This is a genomic window from Pseudomonas sp. S2_B07 (genome assembly GCF_054668435.1).
The window spans coordinates 3,009,747-3,032,317 of the sequence record NZ_CP162769.1 but is presented as its reverse complement, the minus strand read 5'-3'; the positions used below and the strand labels follow the sequence as shown (position 1 = coordinate 3,032,317).

The window sequence follows — 22,571 nt, the reverse complement described above, 5'->3', positions numbered from 1 at the left end:
TGAATTTGAATTGGTGCCCAGAAGAAGACTCGAACTTCCACGACCTTGCGGTCACCAGCACCTGAAGCTGGCGTGTCTACCAATTTCACCATCTGGGCATTTATCTTCAGCGTTGCCGCTGTTGATGTGGCGCACTATACGGAGAGCGTTTTGATCTGTAAACCCCTGATTTAGATTTAATAAATCAGAAGCTTGGAATGCAAAAAACCCGCTTTCGCGGGTTTTTGTGTGAGCCTTGAAATTGATCTAATCTCAAGCTCGAAATTGGTGCCCAGAAGAAGACTCGAACTTCCACGACCTTGCGGTCACCAGCACCTGAAGCTGGCGTGTCTACCAATTTCACCATCTGGGCAGTATCGGCAGCGCGTCTGCGTCGTCGATGGCGCGCACTATACGGAGCGTCTTTTTAACTGTAAACCCCCGACATCAAAAAAACCTGGAAAATTTCGCCAGTGGTCTTTAAATCAGCGTTGCGATGTCGATAAAGGGCTTTAGAAGGGCTGTCATAGCTTGAAATTTCCCGTTTCATTACGCCTATGCCAAACTAACCCGCATATAGACAAGGTGAAAACTCTCTAATGGCCGATTGGCAGTCCCTCGATCCCGAGGCCGCTCGTGAAGCGGAAAAATACGAAAACCCTATTCCTAGCCGCGAACTGATCCTTCAGCACCTTGCTGATCGAGGTTCGCCTGCTAACCGCGAGCAGCTGGTCGAAGAGTTTGGTCTGACCACGGAAGACCAGATCGAAGCCCTGCGTCGCCGTCTGCGCGCCATGGAGCGCGACGCTCAACTCATCTATACCCGTCGCGGCACTTATGCGCCGGTGGACAAGCTCGACCTGATCCTGGGCCGCATCAGCGGTCACCGTGACGGTTTCGGCTTCCTGGTCCCGGACGACGGCAGTGACGACCTGTTCATGAGCCCGGCGCAAATGCGCCTGGTCTTTGACGGCGACCGTGCCCTGGCCCGCGTTTCCGGCCTCGACCGTCGCGGTCGCCGTGAAGGCATGATCGTCGAAGTGGTTTCCCGTGCTCACGAAACCATCGTCGGTCGTTACTTCGAAGAAGGCGGCATTGGTTTCGTCGTTGCGGATAATCCGAAGATCCAGCAAGAAGTGCTGGTCACGCCGGGCCGCAACGCCAACGCCCAGATCGGTCAGTTCGTCGAAGTGAAGATCACTCACTGGCCGACACCACGCTTCCAGCCGCAAGGCGACGTGGTCGAAGTCGTGGGCAACTACATGGCGCCGGGCATGGAAATCGATGTCGCCCTGCGCACCTACGACATTCCTCACGTCTGGCCTGAAGCGGTCTTGAAAGAAGCCGCCAAGCTCAAGCCGGAAGTCGAAGAAAAAGACAAAGAGAAGCGCATCGACCTGCGCCATCTGCCGTTCGTAACTATCGACGGTGAAGATGCACGCGACTTCGATGACGCGGTTTACTGCGAATCCAAACCGGGCAAGCTGCGCCTGTTCTCCGGTGGCTGGAAGTTGTACGTGGCGATCGCCGACGTTTCCAGCTACGTGAAGATCGGTTCGGCCCTGGACAACGAATCCCAGGTTCGCGGCAACTCGGTGTACTTCCCCGAGCGCGTCGTGCCGATGCTGCCTGAGCAGCTGTCCAACGGCCTGTGCTCGCTGAACCCGCACGTCGACCGTCTGGCCATGGTTTGCGAGATGACCATCTCCAAGTCCGGCGAAATGACCGACTATTGCTTCTATGAAGCAGTGATTCACTCCCACGCCCGCCTGACCTACAACAAGGTCAGTGCGATGCTGGAAACGCCGAAACTCACCGAGGCGCGTCAGCTTCGCGGCGAGTACAACGACGTTCTGCCGCACCTCAAACAGCTTTATGCGCTGTACAAAGTGCTGCTGGCCGCTCGTCACGTGCGTGGCGCGATCGATTTCGAAACGCAGGAAACCCGGATCATCTTCGGGACCGAGCGCAAAATTGCCGAGATCCGTCCGACCGTTCGTAACGATGCTCACAAGCTGATCGAGGAATGTATGCTGGCGGCCAACGTGGCCACCGCTGAATTCCTGAAAAAGCACGAAATCCCGGCGCTGTACCGTGTCCACGATGGTCCGCCACCGGAGCGTCTGGAAAAACTGCGCGCCTTCCTCGGCGAGCTCGGCCTGTCCCTGCACAAAGGCAAGGACGGCCCCTCGCCGAAGGACTACCAGGCCTTGCTGGCAAGCATCAAGGACCGTCCGGATTTCCATCTGATCCAGACCGTTATGCTGCGTTCGTTGAGCCAGGCGGTGTACAGCGCTGATAACCAGGGCCACTTTGGCCTGAATTATGAAGCCTATACCCACTTTACCTCGCCGATCCGCCGCTACCCGGACTTGCTCACGCACCGGGCGATCCGCAGTGTGATCCATTCCAAGCAGGACACCCCGCACGTTCGCCGTGCTGGCGCGATGACCATTCCGAAAGCACGGATTTATCCGTACGACGAAGCGGCGCTGGAGCAGCTCGGCGAGCAGTGCTCGATGAGCGAACGCCGCGCCGACGAAGCGACCCGCGATGTGGTGAACTGGCTCAAGTGCGAGTTCATGAAAGACCGCGTGGGCGAATCGTTCCCGGGTGTGATCACCGCCGTGACCGGTTTTGGCCTGTTCGTCGAACTGACCGATATCTACGTCGAAGGCCTGGTGCACGTCACCGCGCTGCCGGGCGATTACTACCACTTCGATCCGGTTCACCACCGTTTGGCGGGTGAACGTACCGGTCGCAGCTTCCGCCTGGGCGACACCGTTGAAGTGCGCGTCATGCGTGTTGACCTCGACGAGCGCAAGATCGACTTCGAGATGGCTGAAAAAACCATCAGCGCGCCGATTGGCCGCAAGAAGCGCGGAACCGAAACAACCGCTCCAGCGGCTAAAACCGCCGCAGAACCGGCACCGGCAAAAACCGGTCGTCGTCCTGCCAAGGAAAAGGCTGTCGAAGCCTATCGTCCAAGCGATGCTGCGGCGAAAAACGCCGAGCTGCGTAAAAGCCGTGAAATGAAACAGGCGTTGCTGTCTGAAGCGAAAAGCGGCGGTAAAGCGGCGTCTGGGGGAAAGACCGGACGGTCGGCGCCTGACAAGGCCCCCGGCGGCAAGCCAGCAAAACCGAGCAAACATCGTAAAGGCCCGCCAAAAGCGGGTGCTGCTCCAGCCGGAAGAAGCGGCGGGGCGCGTAAACCTAAGGCTAAACCATGAGTCAGTTGGAAAAGATCTACGGCGTGCATGCGGTAGAAGCATTGCTGCGCCACCACCCGAAACGCGTCAAGCAAATCTGGTTGGCCGAAGGCCGCAGTGATCCGCGCGTGCAAACGCTGATCCAGCTCGCCGCCGAAAACCGCGTTGCGGTCGGCAATGCCGAGCGTCGCGAGCTGGATGCGTGGGTTGAGGGCGTGCACCAAGGCGTGGTGGCGGACGTGAGTCCGAGCCAAGTCTGGGGTGAGGCAATGCTCGACGAGCTGCTGGATCGTACCGAAGGCGCACCGCTGTTGCTGGTGCTCGACGGCGTGACCGATCCGCACAACCTCGGCGCCTGCCTGCGTTCGGCTGATGCGGCCGGTGCGCTGGCAGTGATCGTACCCAAGGACAAATCAGCGACGCTGACCCCAACGGTGCGTAAAGTGGCTTGTGGTGCGGCGGAAGTGATTCCGTTGGTCGCCGTGACCAACCTGGCGCGCACCCTGGAAAAGCTCAAACAGCGTGGTTTGTGGGTTGTCGGAACGGCGGGTGAAGCTGAGCAGAGCCTGTATCAGCAAGACATGACTGGCCCGACCATCTTGATCATGGGCGCAGAAGGCAGCGGCATGCGTCGCCTGACCCGCGATCTTTGTGACTACCTGGTGCACTTGCCGATGACGGGCAGCGTCAGCAGTCTCAACGTCTCCGTGGCGACGGGCGTCTGCCTGTTCGAAGCCCAGCGTCAGCGCAGCGTCAAGGCTGCCGGGACCGCCAAAAAGTCCTGATCTGCTGCAAATCCCCTGTGGGAGCGAGCTTGCTCGCGATGACGGAGTAACATTCAGCATAAATATTGAATGTTGAGCCCTCATCGCGAGCAAGCTCGCTCCCACAGTGGTTTGTGGTGGGGCGAAGATTGGTGGTATGAACGAACTGTTCAAATAATCACCAATTGCCTTGCGCCTCTCCTGTCCCTTCTCTACAATTGCGCCCCTTGCTGTGACGGCAGGCACGCATGTGTCTATCGCAAGCAAGTCCATAAGTGTCATTCACTCCTTGTCTGACCGCTTTTGAGCGGCAGGCTACAACCCGTAAGGAGCATTCATGCGTCATTACGAAATCATCTTTTTGGTCCACCCGGATCAAAGCGAGCAAGTCGGCGGCATGGTAGAGCGTTACACCAAGCTGATCGAAGAAGACGGCGGCAAAATCCACCGTCTGGAAGATTGGGGCCGTCGTCAACTGGCCTACGCAATCAACAATGTTCACAAGGCTCACTACGTGATGCTGAACGTTGAGTGCACTGGCAAGGCCCTGGCCGAGCTGGAAGACAACTTCCGCTACAACGATGCAGTGATCCGTAACCTGGTCATCCGTCGCGAAGAAGCCGTTACCGGCCAATCCGAGATGCTCAAGGCTGAAGAAAACCGCAGTGAGCGCCGTGAGCGTCGCGACCGTCCTGAGCACGAAGGCGCTGAAAGCGCTGATAGTGATGACAGCGACAACAGCGATAACGCTGACGAGTAATCCACGGACCTTTTGAGGAGCCTATTACATGGCACGTTTCTTCCGTCGTCGTAAATTCTGCCGCTTCACCGCTGAAGACGTGAAAGAGATCGATTACAAAGATCTCAACACTCTGAAAGCTTATGTATCCGAGACCGGCAAAATCGTTCCAAGCCGCATCACCGGTACCAAAGCACGTTATCAGCGTCAGCTGGCCACCGCTATCAAGCGCGCCCGCTTCCTGGCCCTGCTGGCCTACACCGACAGCCACGGCCGCTGAGACCGGGCAGTCGACACGTAGCAAAGGATTGAATGCATGCGCGCCATAGCTGAGTTCATCATGCGCGGCCGCATGCAGGCCACTCTCGTAGTGGCTGGATGCGTAACATTGCCGTTGTTGTATTGGTTGGGTGCTGCCGCGGGATGCCTTGTGCTTCTGCGGCGCGGATTGAAGGACGCCCTTGGCGTTCTTGCCCTGGGAATGCTGCCGGCGTTGATCTGGTGGCTTTACTCGGATGACCCTCGGGCACTTCTGGTGCTGCTGGGTTCTTCGAGCCTTGCGTTGGTTTTGCGCGCAAGCGAATCCTGGGACCGCGTGCTGCTGGTCAGCATAGCGATGGGAGTGGTGTTTTCGGTGGTGCTGGGGGCGACGTTTGGTCCCCAAATCGAGATGCTGGCGCAGGCTTTGATAAAAGTCATGCCGTCGCTACTCGGTGATGTCTACGAGAAGTTGTCGGTAGACGAGCAAGCGCATTTTGCGTCCCTGATTGCACCGGTCCTGACCGGCCTGATTGCGGCCTTGTTGCAAATCGTCAGTGTGCTGAGCCTGCTTGTCGGGCGCTACTGGCAGGCGTTGTTGTACAACCCGGGTGGTTTTGGTCGCGAGTTTCGCGCCATCCGATTCCCGTTTTTGCCGGCGATGTTGCTGCTGGCGTGCATGCTTCTGGGGCCGAACATTGGTCCGCAGATGGCCATGTTAACGCCGTTGTGCAGCGTACCGCTGGTGTTCGCCGGGCTGGCCCTGATTCACGGGCTGGTGGCGCAAAAGCGACTGGCCAGGTTCTGGCTGGTGGGGTTGTACGTCACGCTGTTGCTGTTCATGCAGCTGATCTATCCGTTGCTGGTGGTCTTGGCCATCGTCGACAGCCTGATTGATTTTCGCGGTCGTTCGGCACCGAAAGATGCCGATAACGCGAACGGTGAAGGTTAAAAGTTAAGAGGATTTTCACATGCAACTGATCCTTCTGGAAAAAGTCACCAACCTGGGCAACCTGGGTGACAAAGTGAACGTTAAGGCTGGTTACGGTCGTAACTACCTGCTGCCTTACGGCAAAGCGACCGCTGCGACCGCTGCCAACCTGGCCGCGTTCGAAGAGCGTCGCGCTGAGCTGGAAAAAGCCGCAGCAGACCGTAAAACTTCGGCTGAAAGCCGTGCCGCCCAACTGGCTGAGCTGGAAGTGACTATCACTGCCACCGCTGGTGACGAAGGCAAGCTGTTCGGTTCGATCGGCACCCACGACATCGCTGATGCACTGACCGCCTCTGGCGTTGAAGTTGCAAAAAGCGAAGTTCGTCTGCCGAACGGCACCATCCGCAACGTAGGCGAATTCGACGTAGCCGTGCACCTGCACGCTGAAGTTGAAGCCACCGTACGCGTTGTCGTGGTAGCAGCTTAAGTAGTACTTGTCGGCTGGCACCCTCGGGTGCTTGCCGGTAACATCGGGCACGATCCTGTTTACAGGTCGTGCCCTTTGTCTTTCTGCAGTTCCTGATTTTCACACACTCAATTCAAGTGGCCATGAACGATATCTCCGCACCTGAGCAATACGATCTGCAAACCGCTTCCCTGAAGGTGCCGCCGCACTCCATCGAGGCCGAACAGGCCGTGCTCGGTGGTTTGATGCTGGACAACAACGCCTGGGAACGCGTGCTCGATCAAGTGTCGGATGGCGATTTCTATCGACATGACCACCGCCTGATCTTCCGCGCGATCGCCAAGCTCGCCGACCAGAACTCCCCGATCGACGTCGTGACCCTTGCCGAGCAATTGGACAAGGAAGGTCAGACCTCGCAGGTCGGTGGCCTCGGTTACCTTGGCGAACTGGCGAAAAACACGCCGTCCGTCGCCAACATCAAGGCTTACGCACAGATCGTTCGTGCGCGGGCGACATTGCGCCAACTGATCGGCATCGCTACCGAGATTGCCGACAGTGCCTTCAATCCGGAAGGCCGCACGGCTGAAGAGATTCTCGACGAAGCTGAACGGCAGATCTTCCAGATCGCCGAGGCCCGGCCCAAAACCGGCGGCCCGGTGAGCGTGAATGACCTGCTGACCAAGGCCATCGACCGCATCGACACCCTGTTCAACACCGACAACGCCATCACCGGCCTGTCCACCGGCTACACCGACCTCGACGAGAAGACCAGCGGCCTGCAGCCGTCCGACCTGATCATCGTCGCCGGCCGTCCGTCCATGGGTAAAACCACCTTTGCGATGAACCTGGTGGAAAACGCCGTGTTGCGCAGCGACAAGTGCGTCCTGGTTTACTCGCTCGAGATGCCGGGTGAATCGCTGATCATGCGTATGTTGTCGTCCCTGGGCCGTATTGACCAGACCAAGGTCCGGGCCGGTCGCCTCGACGACGACGATTGGCCGCGCCTGACCTCGGCGGTCAACCTGCTCAACGACCGCAAACTGTTCATCGACGATACGGCCGGTATCAGCCCGTCGGAGATGCGTGCACGAACCCGTCGATTGGTGCGTGAGCACGGCGATGTTGCCCTGATCATGATCGACTACCTGCAATTGATGCAGATTCCAGGTTCCGGCGGTGACAACCGGACCAACGAGATTTCCGAGATCTCCCGTTCCTTGAAAGCCCTGGCCAAGGAATTCAACTGCCCGGTGGTGGCGTTGTCCCAGCTCAACCGCTCCCTGGAGCAACGACCAAACAAACGTCCGATCAACTCCGACCTCCGGGAATCCGGAGCGATCGAGCAGGATGCTGACGTCATCATGTTCGTGTACCGGGATGAGGTATATCACCCGGAAACCGAGCACAAAGGCATCGCCGAAATCATTATCGGTAAACAGCGGAACGGCCCGATTGGCACGTCGCGACTGGCGTTCATCGGCAAGTACACCCGCTTCGAAAACCTGGCGCCGGGCAGCTATAACTTCGACGACGAGTAAGTTGTGTTGTGCCTGAGAGGGCCTCTTCGCGGGCAAGCCCGCTCCCACAGGGATCTCAACGTTCTTGTGGGAGCGGGTTTGCCCGCGATTGGGTCGACACTAATTTCCGACCATAGCCGTCGGAATTGGTTATTTTTTGTGCTATATTCCGCGCCCGCGATTTTTCATCTCAACACCGGTCATCGTCATGCAAACAGCCAAGCCGTTATTTGACTATCCCAAGTACTGGGCCGAATGTTTCGGTCCAGCGCCATTCCTGCCGATGAGCAGGGAGGAGATGGATCAGCTTGGCTGGGATTCCTGCGACATCATCATCGTCACCGGTGATGCGTACGTTGACCATCCGTCGTTCGGCATGGCGATCATCGGCCGGCTGCTGGAGTCGCAAGGCTTCCGCGTCGGGATCATTGCCCAGCCGAACTGGCAGTCCAAAGACGACTTCATGAAGCTCGGCGAGCCGAACCTGTTCTTCGGTGTCGCGGCCGGCAACATGGACTCGATGATCAACCGCTACACCGCCGACAAGAAAATCCGCTCTGACGACGCCTACACCCCCGGTGGCCTGGCGGGCAAGCGGCCGGACCGTGCGAGCCTGGTTTACAGCCAGCGCTGCAAGGAAGCCTACAACCACGTGCCGATCGTGCTCGGTGGCATCGAAGCGTCCCTGCGCCGCATCGCCCACTACGATTACTGGCAGGACCGGGTGCGCAACTCGATCCTGATCGACGCCTGTGCCGACATCCTGCTCTACGGCAACGCCGAGCGTGCGATCGTCGAAGTCGCCCAGCGTCTGTCCTACGGTCACAAGATCGAAGACATCACCGACGTGCGCGGCACCGCGTTCATCCGTCGTGATACGCCGAAAGACTGGTACGAAGTCGATTCCACGCGCATCGACCGTCCGGGCAAGGTCGACAAGATCATCAACCCGTACGTGAACACCCAGGACACCCAGGCCTGCGCCATCGAGCAGGAAAAAGGGCCGGTTGAAGATCCGACTGAAGCCAAGGTCGTACAGATCCTGGCCAGCCCGAAGATGACCCGCGACAAGACCGTGATTCGTCTGCCGTCGGTAGAAAAAGTCCGTGGCGACGCCGTTCTGTACGCTCACGCCAACCGCGTGCTTCACCTTGAAACCAACCCGGGCAACGCCCGCGCGCTGGTGCAGAAGCATGGCGACGTCGATGTCTGGTTCAACCCGCCGCCGATTCCGATGACCACTGAAGAAATGGACTACGTGTTCGGCATGCCCTATGCGCGCATCCCGCACCCGGCGTACGGCAAAGAAAAGATTCCGGCCTACGACATGATCCGCTTCTCGGTGAACATCATGCGTGGCTGCTTCGGCGGCTGCACCTTCTGCTCGATCACCGAGCACGAAGGCCGGATCATTCAGAACCGCTCCGAAGAGTCGATCATTCGCGAAATCGAAGAGATCCGCGACAAGGTGCCGGGTTTCACCGGCGTCATTTCCGACCTCGGCGGCCCGACCGCGAACATGTACCGCATCGCCTGCAAGAGCCCGGAAATCGAATCCGCGTGCCGCAAGCCTTCGTGCGTGTTCCCTGGCATCTGCCCGAACCTGAACACCGATCACTCGTCGTTGATTCAGCTCTACCGCAGCGCCCGTGCCTTGCCGGGCGTGAAGAAAATTTTGATCGCTTCCGGCCTGCGCTACGACCTCGCGGTCGAGTCGCCGGAATACGTCAAGGAGCTGGTGACCCACCACGTCGGTGGTTACCTCAAGATCGCCCCGGAACACACCGAGGAAGGTCCGCTCAACCAGATGATGAAGCCCGGCATTGGCAGCTATGACAAGTTCAAGCGCATGTTCGAGAAGTACTCCAAGGAAGCCGGGAAAGAGCAGTACCTGATTCCGTACTTCATCGCCGCCCACCCGGGCACCACCGACGAAGACATGATGAACCTGGCCCTGTGGCTCAAGGGCAACGGCTTCCGCGCCGACCAGGTGCAGGCGTTCTACCCGTCGCCGATGGCTACCGCCACCGCGATGTACCATTCGGGCAAGAACCCGCTGCGCAAGGTTACTTACAAGAGCGACGCCGTGACCATCGTCAAGAGCGAAGAGCAGCGTCGCCTGCATAAAGCGTTCTTGCGTTATCACGACCCGAAAGGCTGGCCGATGCTGCGTGAAGCGCTGACCCGCATGGGCCGCGCCGACCTGATCGGGCCGGGCAAGAACCAGTTGATCCCGCTGCATCAACCGGCGACCGACAGCTACCAGAGCGCCCGTCGCAAGAACTCGACACCGGCTGGTAGTCACAAGGTTGCAGGGGAAAAGACCACCAAGATCCTGACCCAGCACACCGGCCTGCCACCGCGTGCCAGCGATGGCGGTAACCCGTGGGACAAGCGTGAACAGGCCAAGGCGGCGGCGTTCGCCCGCAACCAGCAGGCGGCCAAGGAGCGCAAGGACGCGGCGAAAGGCAAGGGTCCTAAGCCTGCCCGCAAGCCGGTTGTACCGCGCTAAGCCTTGCTTGAGCTGAACAGAACGCCAACCTTCGGGTTGGCGTTTTGCGTTGTGCGCCACTGAAAACCCGGCCGACGGCGCCCCGACCGCAACATTTGCGTGCAACTGCCCCCAACCAATTTCCCGCATCGCCCGATTTTGGTGCTGTACTGCCTCAAGCAAATGGAGAAAGCGCCAGCGGTGCTGCGATGGCATAAGTCTTGCGCGCTTTCGATAACGCTTAGGGCTCGCAGGAGGCACGCCGTGTCGATTCATGTCGCATTGCACCACGTCACGCATTACCGCTACGACCGCGCTGTCGAACTCGGTCCGCAGATCGTTCGCCTGCGCCCGGCCGCCCACAGTCGCACGCGGATCCTGTCCTATGCGCTGAAAGTCTCGCCCGAGCAGCACTTCATCAACTGGCAACAAGACCCGCAGGGCAATTACCTGGCGCGGTTGGTGTTTCCGGAGAAAACCGATGAGCTGCGGATCGAAGTCGATCTGCTCGCAGAAATGGCGGTCTTCAATCCCTTCGACTTTTTCCTCGAGCCCTACGCGGAAAAAATCCCGTTTACCTACGCCGCCGACGAGCGCAAGGAACTGGCGCCGTACCTGGAAACCCTGCCCCTGACGCCGAAGTTCAAGGCCTATCTGGACGGCATCGACCGCACGCCGCTGCCCAGCGTGGATTTCCTCGTCGCGCTCAACCAGCGCTTGAGCGAAGACATCGGTTACCTGATCCGCATGGAACCGGGCGTACAGACACCCGAGCACACCCTCGAACACGCCTCCGGTTCCTGCCGCGACTCGGCCTGGTTGCTGGTGCAACTGCTGCGTAACCTCGGGCTGGCCGCGCGCTTTGTTTCCGGTTACCTGATTCAATTGACCGCCGACGTCAAAAGCCTCGACGGTCCATCCGGCACTGACGTGGACTTCACCGACCTGCATGCCTGGTGCGAAGTCTATTTGCCCGGTGCCGGCTGGATCGGCCTGGACGCGACCTCAGGGCTGTTTGCCGGCGAAGGCCACATTCCGTTGGCGTGCAGCCCCGATCCGGGCTCTGCGGCGCCGATCAGTGGCCTGGTGGAGCCGTGCGAGTGCGAGTTCACCCACGAAATGTCCGTGGAACGGATTTGGGAGGCCCCTCGCGTCACCAGGCCCTATACCGACGATCAATGGTTGGCGATCCAGGCGCTGGGCCGGCAGATCGATGCCGACCTGCTGGAAGACGATGTGCGCCTGACCATGGGCGGCGAGCCGACCTTCGTTTCCATCGATGACCCGGATGGCGCCGAGTGGAACACCGCCGCGCTCGGGCCGGACAAGCGTCGACTGTCCGCCGAACTGTTCCAGCGCATGCGCAAACACTACGCGCCCAAAGGCCTCGTACATTTCGGCCAGGGCAAGTGGTACCCCGGTGAGCAGTTGCCACGTTGGTCGTTGAATTGCTATTGGCGCCGCGATGGCGTGCCGATCTGGCACAACAGCGGGCTGATCGCCGATGAGCAGGAAGACTACGGCGCTGATGGCGCACTGGCCGGTCGGTTTCTGGCGAGCGTCGCCGAACGGTTGAAGCTTCCGACACGCTTCGTGTTCCCGGCCTACGAAGACAATTTCTATTACCTATGGCGCGAAGGCACATTGCCGGAGAACGTCAGCGCCGAAGACTCACGTCTGGAAGAGCCGCTGGAGCGTGCACGTCTGCGTAAAGTCTTCAGCCAGGGGCTGGATAAAGTCATTGGCCAGGTCCTGCCGCTGGCGCGCACCGCCAAGGGTGATCAATGGCAAAGCGGTCGCTGGTATCTGCGTGACGAGCATTGCCGGCTGGTGCCGGGGGATTCTCCGCTGGGTTATCGCTTGCCGCTCGGCTCGCAGCCTTGGGTGAAAGCGGCCGAGTATCCGTTCATTCATCCCAACGACCCGAATCAGGAATTCCCGGCGCTTCCCGACACCATGGCGTTGAACAGTCCAGGCGCGCCGGCCGAAGCGGTTGAGCGCGAGCCGAAAATCGACGAGTCTGCCGACTGGCTGACACGCACGGCGTTCTGCGCTGAAGCCCGGGAAGGGCGGTTGTACCTGTTCATGCCGCCGCTGGAGCGGGTCGAGGATTATCTGGAACTGGTCACCGCCATCGAGGCCACTGCCGAAGAGCTGCATTGCCCGGTGTTGCTGGAAGGCTATGAACCGCCAAGCGATCCGCGTCTGAGCAACTTTCGTATCACCCCGGATCCGGGCGTGATCGAAGTCAACGTGCAGCCATCCGCGACATGGGACGAGTTGGTTGAGCGCACCGAGTTTCTGTACGAAGAAGCGCGCCAGACCCGACTGACCACCGAAAAATTCATGATTGACGGGCGGCACACAGGCACGGGGGGCGGTAACCATTTTGTGCTCGGCGGCGCGACCCCGGCCGACTCGCCGTTTCTGCGTCGTCCCGACTTGCTGCGCAGCTTGATCAGCTACTGGCATAACCATCCGTCGCTGTCCTACCTGTTTTCCGGGCTGTTCATCGGCCCGACGTCCCAGGCACCGCGCGTCGATGAAGCGCGCAACGATGCGCTGTATGAACTGGAAATCGCCTTCGCCCAAATGCCTGCACCGGGTGAGGAATGCGCGCCATGGCGGGTGGATCGGTTGCTGCGTAACCTGCTGATCGACGTGACCGGCAACACCCACCGTGCCGAATTCTGCATCGACAAACTCTATTCGCCGGACGGTGCCACCGGACGTCTTGGCTTGCTGGAGTTGCGTGCTTTTGAAATGCCTCCACACGCGCGCATGAGCCTGGCTCAGCAATTGTTGCTGCGAGCGCTGGTCGCGCGGTTCTGGCGTGAGCCTTATGCGCCGCCGAAGCTCGCGCGCTGGGGCACGGAGCTGCACGACCGGTTCTTGTTGCCGCACTTTATCGAACAGGATTTCGCTGACGTCATTGTCGATCTCAATGCGGCCGGGTATCCGGTGCGGGCCGAGTGGTTCGCCGCGCATCTGGAGTTCCGTTTTCCCAAGGTCGGTGATTACGCGGTCAGCGGCATTGAACTGCAATTGCGTCAGGCACTGGAACCGTGGCATGTGTTGGGTGAGGAGGGCGCGGTCGGCGGCACGGTGCGGTATGTGGATTCATCGCTGGAGCGTTTGCAGGTCAAGCTCACCGGCCTGCCACCGCAACGTTATCTGCTGACCTGCAATGGTATTCCGGTGCCGTTGCAACCCACCGGACGGGTTGGGGAGTTTGTTGCCGGCGTGCGTTTTCGCGCCTGGCAACCGGCCAACTGTTTGCAACCGACCATCCCGGTCCACGCGCCATTGGTGTTCGACTTGCTCGACACCTGGATGCAGCGTTCGCTAGGCGGCTGCCAATACCACGTGGCCCATCCGGGTGGGCGCAACTACGACAGCCTGCCGGTGAACGCCAATGAGGCCGAGAGCCGGCGAATGGCGCGATTTTTCCGTATAGGGCACACGCCGGGAAAACTGCCCGTACCGACTGTGGAAATCAACGACGAGCTGCCGATGACGCTCGATTTACGACGTTTCTAAGTCGTACGCGACGCTCGGATTTTTCGTCTATCCGGGCGTCATGAGCGTGCGTTAGTCTGACTGTTCTTTGCTGTCTGCCGAGCTTTCCATGCCTGACCTGCTTGACCGCTACCCGCTGACGGCGGGCACTTATCACGAACTGCTCGACGACAGCGGCACCGTACGCCCGCACTGGCGTCGGCTGATCGACCAATTGCAACGCAGCACGCCTGCACAATTGGTGCTGCGTCAGGCCTTGTTGACCCGGCAGATCCAGGAAAACGGCGTGACCTACAACGTTTACGCCGATCCAAAAGGCGCGGATCGGCCGTGGGAACTGGATCTGTTGCCCCATGTGATTGCCGCGGATGAGTGGGCGCAGCTGTCAGCTGGGATCGCACAGCGGGCGCGTCTGTTGAATGCGGTGCTGGCGGATCTGTACGGCCCGCAACGCTTGATCGCCGAAGGTCTGTTGCCGGCAGAACTGGTGTTCGGTCATAACAACTTCCTCTGGCCCTGTCAGGGCATTGCGCCGCCCGACGGGGTTTTTCTGCATCTGTATGCCGTCGATCTGGCACGCACGCCTGATGGCCGCTGGTGGGTCACCGCGGACCGGACGCAAGCGCCGTCCGGCGCCGGTTACGCCCTGGAAAACCGCACCATCGTGTCCCGGGCCTTTCCCGAGCTGTATCGCGATTTGAAAGTGCAGCATCTGGCCGGGTTCTTCCGCACGCTTCAGGAAACCCTGGCTCGTCAGGCCCCGCGCGATGATGAAGCTCCGCTGATCGTGTTGCTGACCCCGGGGCGCTTCAATGAAAGCTATTTCGAACACCTGTATCTGGCGCGTCAGCTCGGTTACCCATTGGTGGAGGGCGGCGACCTCACGGTGCGCGATGCCACGGTCTACCTGAAAACCCTGAGCGGCCTGCGTCGGGTTCACGCAATCATGCGCCGGCTCGACGATGATTTCTGCGACCCGCTGGAGCTGCGCACCGATTCTGCACTGGGCGTGCCGGGGCTGCTCGAAGCCGTGCGGCGAGGGCGGGTGTTGGTGGCGAATGCCCTCGGCAGCGGCGTGCTGGAGTCGCCGGGGTTATTGGGCTTTCTGCCGAAGATCAATCAGTTCCTGTTCGGCGAAGAACTGATCCTGCCGTCCATCGCAACCTGGTGGTGCGGCGAGGCGCCCGTGCTGGCTCAAGCGCTGGAAAAACTGCCAGAGTTGCTGATCAAACCAGCGTTCCCGTCTCAAAGCTTCGCGCCTGTGTTTGGCCGTGATCTGAGTGAAAAACAGCGTCAGGCCCTGGCTGAGCGCATGCAGGCGCGGCCTTATGCCTATGTGGCGCAAGAAATGGCCCAGTTGTCCCAGGCGCCGATCTGGCAGGCCGAAGACGGTCAATTGCAACCGCGTGCCATCGGCATGCGCGTCTACGCCGTGGCCAGCCATGACGGCTACCGGGTTTTACCCGGCGGTCTTACCCGCGTGGCGGCCGAGGCGGACGCCGAAGTGGTGTCGATGCAGCGCGGCGGTGCGAGCAAGGACACGTGGGTACTAGGGGATCGTCCGCCCAGCGGCGAGCAATGGAAAACCCAGCGCACGATCGGTGTGCATGACCTGGTTCGGCGAGACCCTTATCTGCCCTCGCGGGTGGTGGAAAACCTGTTTTGGTTCGGCCGCTATTGCGAACGTTGTGATGACAGCGCGCGACTGCTGCGGATCGTGCTGGCGCGCTACGTCGACGGCGATGATCCGCAAGCCTTGCAGGCGGCCGTCGACCTCGGTGAACGGCTGAATCTTTTGCCCGATGAAGGCGAGTTGCCGGAGCGTTTGTTGGCCGCCTTGCTCGGTGACGATTGGCCATTCAGCCTGCGTTCCAATCTGCAACGCCTGCAGTGGGCGGCCTCGCAAGTGCGCGGCAAACTCTCGCGGGAAAACTGGCAGGCGCTGGTGGAATTGCAGCGCGAAGCCATGGAACTGGAAACCGGAGAGCCGGACTTTGGTGAGCTGCTGGATTTCCTCAACCGTCTGGTGATGTCGCTGGCGGCGCTGTCAGGTTTCGCCCTGGACGACATGACCCGCGACGAAGGCTGGCGCTTCCTGATGATCGGCCGACGGATCGAGCGTCTGCAATTTCTCAGCGCCAGCCTTTCAGCGTTTCTGCGCGGTGCCGGGGCTTTTGATCAGGCCGGGCTGGAATGGCTGCTGGAGTTGGGCAACAGCAGCATCACCTACCGCTCGCGGTATCTGGCGGTGGCGCAATTGCTGCCGGTGCTCGACCTGTTGCTGCTCGATGAGCAGAACCCTCACGCCGTACTGTTCCAGTTGAAGTTGGTGACGCGAACCCTGAAACGCTTGAATGACGACTTTGGCGCGCCACGCGAAGCCGGTTTGCCGCTGTTGGTGGAGCGGCTGGCGCAGTTCGATCTGGGCTGCCTGGAAAACGCCTTGTTCGGCGAAGCCAGCGTTCGCGCCGCGCTCGATGGGCTGGCCGATTTGCTGCAAGAGATTGCCGACGCCAGTGGCCAGGTCTCGGATCGCCTGGCCCTGCGCCATTTTGCTCATGTCGATGACGTCAGCCAACGTACGGTGTCTGTCTGATGAGTGCTCACTACCAGATTTTCCACGACACCCATTATCACTATGACAGCCCGGTTTCTTTGGCTCAGCAGCTCGCTCATCTCTGGCCGCGGCCCTGCGCCTGGCAACGCTGCACCGCTCGACAATTGCAGATCAGTCCCGACCCGACCACGCGCCGGGATGAGCTGGATGTGTTTGGCAATCCGCTCACGCGCCTGGCCTTCGAGCGCCCGCACGATGAATTGCTGGTCAATGCCAGCCTGACCGTCGAGGTCCTGCCCCGGCCCGTGCTGGACTTCAAACAGTCGCCGCCCTGGGAGGACACCCGCAATGCGTTGACCTACAGCAGCCAGCCGCTGTCCCCCGACATACTCGAAGCCTGCCGGTATCGGTTCGAATCGCCTTACGTGCATTTGAAGCGCAATTTCGTCGAGTTCTCCGAGAGCTGTTTTCCCGCGGGGCGACCGTTGCTGTGGGGCGTTCAGGCCCTGATGGAGAAAATCTTCAGCGAGTTCACCTTCGACGCCGAAGCGACCCAAGTGGCGACGCCGTTGGTGGAAGTGCTGGAGCGCCGACGCGGGGTCTGCCAGGATTTCGCCCACCTGATGCTCGCGTGCGTGCGTTCTCGTGGTCTGGCGGCGCGCTATATCAGCGGTTACCTGCTGACTCAGCCACCGCCGGGGCAGCCGCGATTGATCGGGGCGGACGCGTCCCACGCCTGGGTCTCGGTGTTTTGCCCGGTGCTGGGCTGGGTCGATTTCGACCCGACCAACAACGTTCAGCCGGCACTTGAGCACATCACCCTGGCCTGGGGCCGGGATTTCTCCGATGTTTCGCCATTGCGTGGGGTGATTCTGGGGGGCGGCAATCACGACCCGGAAGTCCGCGTCACCGTAATGCCAATGGATTAACACAGATCCCCTGTAGGAGTGTGTGCGTTCTATGGATTGGGGTACTTCAGAGGGGGACTGTGAGGGTCAGCAAAAACAACTGCTGACCCTGGACACAGATCCGGTGGGCCTGATCAGATCATCCGGCCCTGAGGGTCTCAGGCGTCGGGCGCCTGATCTTTCGGTGCTTCAGTTTCGTCTGTAGCCACTTCGCCTTCGGCATCCGGGTTCAGTGCTGCTGCTTCTTCTTCAGCTGTAGCTTTCTTGCGCTGAAGCTTTTCCTCTTTCTTCTGCTCCTTGGCCAAGTCTCTCTGACGTTTGGCGAAGGAATAATTAGGTTTAGCCATGGGCGATCCTCTGGGGTCGAAGGTGAGGTTGAGCGGCGCATATTCTGCCCTGTATCGGTGCCGAGCCGTTAGCTGGGTTTTTGATCGGTCCATTTTGGCAGGACCGACGGTTGCCAGGCGTCCAGGGCATCGAGCAGGGTTTGCGGTGATTCGCTCACTTGCAGCATGTCACGGTGCGGTGCGCGAACGAAGCCTTCGCCGACGATATGATCAAGAAAACCGGTCAATTTGCTGTAGAAACCGTTCACTTCCAGCAGGCCGAGCGGCTTGCCGTGATAGCCGAGCTGGCCCCAGGTCCAGACTTCGAACAGTTCTTCCAGGGTGCCGAGGCCACCGGGCAGCGCGATAAACGCGTCGCTGAGTTCGGCCATCCGCGCCTTGCGCGCATGCATGCCGTCGACCACTTCCAGGCGCGTCAGGCCGCTGTGGCCGATTTCCTTGTCCTTGAGGCTTTGCGGGATGATCCCGATCACTTCACCGCCGGCCGCCAGTGCCGCGTCGGCCACAATCCCCATCAGCCCGACGGCGCCGCCGCCATAGACCAGGGTCAACTTGCGCTCGGCCAAGGCTCGCCCCAAGGCAACTGCCGCTTCACGATAGGCTGGGTGGGTGCCGGTGCTGGCGCCGCAAAATACACAAACAGACGTTAAAGACATGCCTTACTCCAGGGTCAGGATGGCCCACAGAATAAAGGCAGGTCAGCTACGCTCCAAGGGTTAAACCTCGCGCTGGGGTGTTTCATAGGTGCCGCTGGCACCACAGGCGTAGGCGGCAAGCAAACTGCGCAACAGGCTGTTAAAGGACATGACAGGCGCTCCAGATCAGGGATGACGGCCTGATGATAGGGCCGGGCCAGACGTCTGGCTGGTAGATTGTTTCGATAGGTGTCATAGCCCGAAAGTTGTATACAATTTTTGATTCAGGTCATAGGAACTTGCGCAGTTTTCAGGCAGTCTTCTGTCCATTCGCACTCTTGTTAACCCTGCCTTGGAGATTCACCATGTTTGCCAAACTTGTTGCGGTATCCCTGCTGACACTGGCTAGCAGCCAACTGATGGCTGCTGAATGCAAGGCCACTGTCGACTCCACCGATCAAATGACCTTCAACACCAAGGCCATCGAAATCGACAAAAGCTGTAAGACGTTTACCGTAGAGCTGACCCACTCCGGCAGCCTGCCGAAAAATGTCATGGGCCATAACCTGGTGATCAGTAAAGCGGCAGATATGCAGCCGATCGCTACCGATGGCCTGGCAGCCGGTATCGACAAAAACTATCTGAAAGACGGTGATGATCGCGTTATTGCTCATACCAAAATCATCGGAGCCGGAGAGAAGGATACGCTGACCATCGATGTATCGAAGCTGACAGCGGGCACCGATTACGGTTTCTTCTGCTCGTTCCCGGGCCACATCTCGATGATGAAAGGCACGGTTACCCTGAAGTAATCGAATCGAGCTCATAAAAAAAGCGTCCGCTTGGGACGCTTTTTTTGTGCCTGACGTTTGACCGAGTCATCGTTCATCGCGGGCAAGCCACGCTCCCACAGGATTTGCGTCGTGCCCATTACCGGCGTCCGACACAAAATCTGTGGGAGCGTGGCTTGCCCGCGAAGGCGTCATACAGACGCCGACGTCCTTATGGCGCAAACGGCATCACCCGCTTGTGATGAGTTTTCTTGTAAGTCTCACAAATGATCTTGAACGCTTCCTCACGCACCGGCTCACCGTGCAGGAACGCATCAATCTCGGCATAGGTCACGCCATGGGACGCTTCATCCGGCTTACCCGGCGACAGGTCTTCCAGATCCGCCGTAGGGATTTTCTCTACCAACGATTCCGGTGCACCAAAGCTGCGAGCAATATCGCGAACCTGATTCTTCACCAGCCCACTCAACGGGGCGAGGTCGCAGGCGCCGTCACCGAACTTGGTGAAGAAACCCATCACTGCTTCCGCCGCATGGTCGGTGCCGATCACCAGGCCATGGGCCGCGCCGGCGATGGTGTACTGAGCAACCATGCGCATGCGCGCCTTGGTGTTGCCGAGCACGAAATCCACCGACACCGCGTGCTTGCCTTCGAAGGCCGCGACTTCATTGGCCAGGGATTTGACCGCCGGGCCGATGTTCACGGTGTGGCGTTCGTCCGGGGCGATGAAGTCCACCGAAGCCTGGGCGTCGTGTTCATCGAACTGAGTCTCGTACGGCAAACGCACCGCGATGAACTTGTAACTCTTGTCGCCGGTGCGCTGACGCAGTTCACGCATCGCGCGTTGGGCCAGCAGGCCGGCGGTCAGGGAGTCGACGCCACCGCTGATGCCCAGCACCAGGGTCTTGAGCCCGGAATTGACCAGGCAATCCTGAATGAAACTCACCCGCCGGGCGACTTCTGCCTCAAGGGCGGCCTCGTCGGCGAACGGTGGTTGAACCTTGAGCTGCTCAGCAATCTCACGCTGTACGGCTTGCATGAATTCACTCCTTGCTAGATGTGCTTGAAAGGGCGGCAGGTACTTTGAAAACGTGTCGCAAATAGGCGACGAAATTCGGGTCTTTGCAGTGAGTCTTGCCAGGCTCATCAGAAATCTTCGCCACGGGCTGGCCGTTGCAGGCCGTCATTTTAAGCACGATGCTCATCGGTTCGACACCTGGAATATCGCAGGTCAGGTGGGTACCGATGCCAAAGCTGACATTGATTCGACCCCGCAGCGCGCGGAATATTTCCAGCGACTTGGGCAGCGTCAGGCTGTCGGAGAATGTCAGCGTCTTGCTCATCGGGTCGATGCCGAGCTTGTGATAATGAGCGATGGCTTTTTCCGCCCATGCCACCGGATCACCCGAGTCGTGGCGCAGGCCGTCGAAAAGCTTGGCGAAGAACAGATCGAAATCACCGAGGAACGCATCCATGGTGATGCAGTCAGTCAGGGCAATCCCCAGCAGGCCACGGTACTCGCGCACCCAGCAGTCGAGCGCGGCAATTTGACTGTCGATCAGCCGTGGACCGAGCTGTTGATGGGCCATGATCCATTCGTGGGCCATGGTGCCCAACGGTTTCATGTCCAGTTCCCGGGACAGGTGCACGTTGCTGGTGCCGACGAAACGCCCGGGGAAGTCGTGCTTGAGCACGTTGACCACTTCTTCTTGCACGCGGTACGAAAAGCGCCGGCGCGTGCCGAAATCGGCGACCTGCAACTCGGACAATTCGTCGCTGCTGGCGTTGGCGGTCAGCCAGTCGAACTTGCGGTACAGCTGTTCGCGCGCCTGTTCCAGGACGATCTCCCGGTAGCGATAGCGGTTGCGCACTTCACTGACAATCGCCAGCAGCGGCACTTCGAACAGAATCACATGCAGCCACGGCCCGCGCAGGCGGATGAACAACTCGCCGTTTTCGATGCCGGTGTGGATGTAACGCAGGTTGAAGCGGAACAAGCCGAGAAACCGCAGGAAATCCGGCTTCAGAAAACTGATGCGCTCCAGAAAACCCAATTGATCAGGGCTCAGGCTCAACTCTGCCAGACGCTCGATCTGGAAACGGATCTCCGCCAGGTACGGGCGCAAATCTTCACTGTTGCGGCAACGAAACTCCCATTCGACTTCGACGTTCGGGTAGTTGTGCAGCACCGCCTGCATCATCGTCAGTTTGTAGAAGTCGGTGTCGAGCAGGTTCTGCACGATGCGATCGCCAAACACGCTCTCGCTCATAACGGGGTTCTCCGCATTGAATGGGGGTAGTGGCGCATATCACGGGTAAAAATTGCCAGCGATTTTTTGGACAACAGCAGACCCCTGTGGGACCGAGCAAGCTCGTTCCCACAGGGATTGAGTGAAACTTTAGATTTGTGCTCCATCCGGGCTATCTATCTGCTCCAGCATCCATTTCACAAAATCCCGCACCTTGGGCACTTCCGCCGAATGCTCGGGATACGCCAGGTAATAGGCGTCCGTGCTCGGCATCGCGTGTTTCCAGGGGATGACCAGTTTGCCGTCGGCCAATTCCTCTTCCACCAAAAACCTTGGCAACAGCGCCACGCCGCAGCCGACCTGGGCGGCGCGAATGCACATGTAGAAGGTTTCAAACCGCGGGCCATGGTAGCTGTGTTCGGTGTGGTAGCCCTGACTGTCGAACCAGTCGTGCCAGGCCTGCGGGCGAGAAGCGTTTTGCAGCAGGACCAGGTCGGTGAGCTGTGTCGGGTCGGTGAACGGCTTGTCGGGGAGGCTGCCCGGTGCGCAAACCGGCACCAGTTCTTCGCCGAACAGCTTCAGGCATTCGGTCCCGGGCCTTGAACCCTGGCCGAAGTAGAACGCCAGATCGCTGCGACCTTGCAATAAATCGTCGGCTTCCTGCTCGCTGCACAGGTCCAGATGGATCGAGGGATGGCGCAGGCGCCAACCTTTCAGGCGCGGCACCAACCAGCGCGCACCGAACGTTGGCGGAGTCGAGACGCGCAAGACTTCGGTTTCCCCGCCGTAGGAGCGCAGGTAATGGGTCGACATCTCGACCTGGGTGAGGATTTTTCTGACTTCCACCAGGTACAAATCACCGGCCGGAGTCATTTGCAGGCGTCGGCGCACGCGGCGGAACAACAAGTGCTGCAACAATTCTTCAAGTTGCGCGACCTGTTTACTGACCGCGCTCTGGGTCAGGTTCAGCTCTTCGGCGGCCCGGGTGAAGCTCAAATGCCGGGTCACGGCCTCGAAACACTGCAGCGCGGTGATCGACGGCAGGTAACGTTTATTCAGCATGGGTAGTCCTTTTTCTTGTTTCTTTCTTACCAGCAATTCGCAGCATGAATAAACGGAATGATATCTCTCTTAAAGGTCGTTTGTTGGGTAACCTCCGGGGCGCTAAAACTACAGGTCTGATCAGCCGTGATTATTCCGGCTGCACCCTT

Annotated in this window: 17 protein-coding genes and 2 tRNA genes; 12 read left to right on the top strand and 7 right to left on the bottom strand. The window is 59.6% G+C overall.

Annotated elements, in window-relative coordinates; genetic code table 11:
• Positions 1 to 11: 11 nt before the first annotated feature.
• Together AB4N43_RS13970 and AB4N43_RS13965 are read right to left on the bottom strand one after the other, a co-directional pair.
• Positions 12 to 98, bottom strand: a tRNA-Leu gene (locus tag AB4N43_RS13970).
• Positions 99 to 265: 167 nt separating this feature from the next.
• Positions 266 to 352 (bottom strand) — tRNA-Leu (locus AB4N43_RS13965).
• Positions 353 to 578: 226 nt separating this feature from the next.
• Here AB4N43_RS13965 and rnr point away from each other — a divergent pair.
• The 11 genes from rnr to AB4N43_RS13910 all read left to right on the top strand — a co-directional run bounded on the left by rnr (position 579) and on the right by AB4N43_RS13910 (position 17,359).
• Complete coding sequence (rnr, locus tag AB4N43_RS13960) at positions 579 to 3,209, top strand: ribonuclease R (protein WP_027921976.1); 2,631 nt, start codon at positions 579 to 581, stop codon at positions 3,207 to 3,209.
• Complete coding sequence (gene rlmB, locus AB4N43_RS13955; protein WP_027921975.1) at positions 3,206 to 3,973, top strand: 23S rRNA (guanosine(2251)-2'-O)-methyltransferase RlmB; 768 nt, start codon at positions 3,206 to 3,208, stop codon at positions 3,971 to 3,973. Before rnr ends, rlmB begins: the two co-directional genes overlap by 4 nt.
• A 316-nt stretch (positions 3,974 to 4,289) precedes the next feature.
• Complete coding sequence (rpsF, locus tag AB4N43_RS13950) at positions 4,290 to 4,712, top strand: 30S ribosomal protein S6 (RefSeq protein WP_003217491.1); 423 nt, start codon at positions 4,290 to 4,292, stop codon at positions 4,710 to 4,712.
• A gap of 28 nt (positions 4,713 to 4,740) precedes the next feature.
• Positions 4,741 to 4,971, top strand: coding sequence for a 30S ribosomal protein S18 (gene rpsR, locus AB4N43_RS13945; RefSeq protein WP_002551829.1), 231 nt, complete (start codon positions 4,741 to 4,743; stop codon positions 4,969 to 4,971).
• 36 nt (positions 4,972 to 5,007) lie between these two features.
• The gene (locus tag AB4N43_RS13940) at positions 5,008 to 5,901 is read left to right on the top strand and encodes a YybS family protein (RefSeq protein WP_027921974.1); all 894 of its coding nucleotides are present in this window, start codon (positions 5,008 to 5,010) and stop codon (positions 5,899 to 5,901) included.
• Between the two features lie 19 nt (positions 5,902 to 5,920).
• Entirely contained in the window at positions 5,921 to 6,367 is a 447-nt protein-coding gene (gene rplI, locus AB4N43_RS13935; RefSeq protein ID WP_003197251.1) for a 50S ribosomal protein L9, read from the top strand.
• Positions 6,368 to 6,489: 122 nt separating this feature from the next.
• Positions 6,490 to 7,884, top strand: a complete 1,395-nt coding sequence (gene dnaB / locus AB4N43_RS13930; protein WP_007947521.1) for a replicative DNA helicase — start codon at positions 6,490 to 6,492, stop codon at positions 7,882 to 7,884.
• Between the two features lie 187 nt (positions 7,885 to 8,071).
• On the top strand, positions 8,072 to 10,375 hold the full coding sequence (locus tag AB4N43_RS13925; protein WP_027921973.1) for a YgiQ family radical SAM protein: 2,304 nt from the start codon (positions 8,072 to 8,074) through the stop codon (positions 10,373 to 10,375).
• 243 nt (positions 10,376 to 10,618) lie between these two features.
• Complete coding sequence (locus AB4N43_RS13920; RefSeq protein WP_460154159.1) at positions 10,619 to 13,894, top strand: transglutaminase family protein; 3,276 nt, start codon at positions 10,619 to 10,621, stop codon at positions 13,892 to 13,894.
• Between the two features lie 88 nt (positions 13,895 to 13,982).
• A complete protein-coding gene (locus AB4N43_RS13915) occupies positions 13,983 to 16,469 on the top strand; it encodes a circularly permuted type 2 ATP-grasp protein (protein WP_027921971.1) in 2,487 nt (828 codons plus the stop codon).
• Entirely contained in the window at positions 16,469 to 17,359 is an 891-nt protein-coding gene (locus AB4N43_RS13910; RefSeq protein WP_059181724.1) for a transglutaminase family protein, read from the top strand. The genes AB4N43_RS13915 and AB4N43_RS13910 overlap by 1 nt, the downstream gene beginning before the upstream one ends.
• Positions 17,360 to 17,496: 137 nt before the next feature.
• Here AB4N43_RS13910 and AB4N43_RS13905 read toward each other — a convergent pair whose 3' ends face one another.
• Together AB4N43_RS13905 and AB4N43_RS13900 are read right to left on the bottom strand one after the other, a co-directional pair.
• Positions 17,497 to 17,685 (bottom strand): hypothetical protein, encoded by a 189-nt coding sequence (locus tag AB4N43_RS13905; RefSeq protein ID WP_007947526.1) that lies wholly within the window; start codon positions 17,683 to 17,685, stop codon positions 17,497 to 17,499.
• Between the two features lie 68 nt (positions 17,686 to 17,753).
• A complete protein-coding gene (locus AB4N43_RS13900) occupies positions 17,754 to 18,341 on the bottom strand; it encodes an LOG family protein (protein WP_027921969.1) in 588 nt (195 codons plus the stop codon).
• A gap of 344 nt (positions 18,342 to 18,685) precedes the next feature.
• Here AB4N43_RS13900 and azu point away from each other — a divergent pair, with 344 nt between their 5' ends.
• Complete coding sequence (gene azu / locus AB4N43_RS13895; RefSeq protein ID WP_027921968.1) at positions 18,686 to 19,132, top strand: azurin; 447 nt, start codon at positions 18,686 to 18,688, stop codon at positions 19,130 to 19,132.
• A 190-nt stretch (positions 19,133 to 19,322) separates the two neighbouring features.
• On the opposite strand, the gene nadE is transcribed toward azu, so the two are convergent.
• The 3 genes from nadE to AB4N43_RS13880 all read right to left on the bottom strand — a co-directional run bounded on the left by nadE (position 19,323) and on the right by AB4N43_RS13880 (position 22,422).
• Positions 19,323 to 20,150 carry an ammonia-dependent NAD(+) synthetase gene (gene nadE / locus AB4N43_RS13890; RefSeq protein ID WP_027921967.1) on the bottom strand — a complete coding sequence of 276 codons (828 nt, stop codon included), beginning with the start codon at positions 20,148 to 20,150 and terminating at the stop codon, positions 19,323 to 19,325.
• A 4-nt stretch (positions 20,151 to 20,154) separates the two neighbouring features.
• Positions 20,155 to 21,381, bottom strand: a complete 1,227-nt coding sequence (gene pncB / locus AB4N43_RS13885) for a nicotinate phosphoribosyltransferase (protein WP_027921966.1) — start codon at positions 21,379 to 21,381, stop codon at positions 20,155 to 20,157.
• A 129-nt stretch (positions 21,382 to 21,510) separates the two neighbouring features.
• Positions 21,511 to 22,422 carry a LysR family transcriptional regulator gene (locus AB4N43_RS13880; protein WP_027921965.1) on the bottom strand — a complete coding sequence of 304 codons (912 nt, stop codon included), beginning with the start codon at positions 22,420 to 22,422 and terminating at the stop codon, positions 21,511 to 21,513.
• Positions 22,423 to 22,571 lie beyond the last annotated feature (149 nt).

Excerpts from the sequence above, each read along its gene's own strand:
- azu (WP_027921968.1), top strand. The coding sequence starts at position 18,686 with ATGTTTGCCAAACTTGTTGCGGTATCCCTGCTGACACTGGCTAGCAGC.
- AB4N43_RS13880 (WP_027921965.1), bottom strand. The coding sequence starts at position 22,422 with ATGCTGAATAAACGTTACCTGCCGTCGATCACCGCGCTGCAGTGTTTC.
- AB4N43_RS13900 (WP_027921969.1), bottom strand. The coding sequence starts at position 18,341 with ATGTCTTTAACGTCTGTTTGTGTATTTTGCGGCGCCAGCACCGGCACC.
- rpsR (WP_002551829.1), top strand. The coding sequence starts at position 4,741 with ATGGCACGTTTCTTCCGTCGTCGTAAATTCTGCCGCTTCACCGCTGAA.
- AB4N43_RS13910 (WP_059181724.1), top strand. The coding sequence starts at position 16,469 with ATGAGTGCTCACTACCAGATTTTCCACGACACCCATTATCACTATGAC.
- AB4N43_RS13915 (WP_027921971.1), top strand. The coding sequence starts at position 13,983 with ATGCCTGACCTGCTTGACCGCTACCCGCTGACGGCGGGCACTTATCAC.
- rlmB (WP_027921975.1), top strand. The coding sequence starts at position 3,206 with ATGAGTCAGTTGGAAAAGATCTACGGCGTGCATGCGGTAGAAGCATTG.
- rplI (WP_003197251.1), top strand. The coding sequence starts at position 5,921 with ATGCAACTGATCCTTCTGGAAAAAGTCACCAACCTGGGCAACCTGGGT.
- AB4N43_RS13940 (WP_027921974.1), top strand. The coding sequence starts at position 5,008 with ATGCGCGCCATAGCTGAGTTCATCATGCGCGGCCGCATGCAGGCCACT.
- nadE (WP_027921967.1), bottom strand. The coding sequence starts at position 20,150 with ATGCAAGCCGTACAGCGTGAGATTGCTGAGCAGCTCAAGGTTCAACCA.
- AB4N43_RS13925 (WP_027921973.1), top strand. The coding sequence starts at position 8,072 with ATGCAAACAGCCAAGCCGTTATTTGACTATCCCAAGTACTGGGCCGAA.
- pncB (WP_027921966.1), bottom strand. The coding sequence starts at position 21,381 with ATGAGCGAGAGCGTGTTTGGCGATCGCATCGTGCAGAACCTGCTCGAC.
- rpsF (WP_003217491.1), top strand. The coding sequence starts at position 4,290 with ATGCGTCATTACGAAATCATCTTTTTGGTCCACCCGGATCAAAGCGAG.
- dnaB (WP_007947521.1), top strand. The coding sequence starts at position 6,490 with ATGAACGATATCTCCGCACCTGAGCAATACGATCTGCAAACCGCTTCC.
- rnr (WP_027921976.1), top strand. The coding sequence starts at position 579 with ATGGCCGATTGGCAGTCCCTCGATCCCGAGGCCGCTCGTGAAGCGGAA.
- AB4N43_RS13905 (WP_007947526.1), bottom strand. The coding sequence starts at position 17,685 with ATGGCTAAACCTAATTATTCCTTCGCCAAACGTCAGAGAGACTTGGCC.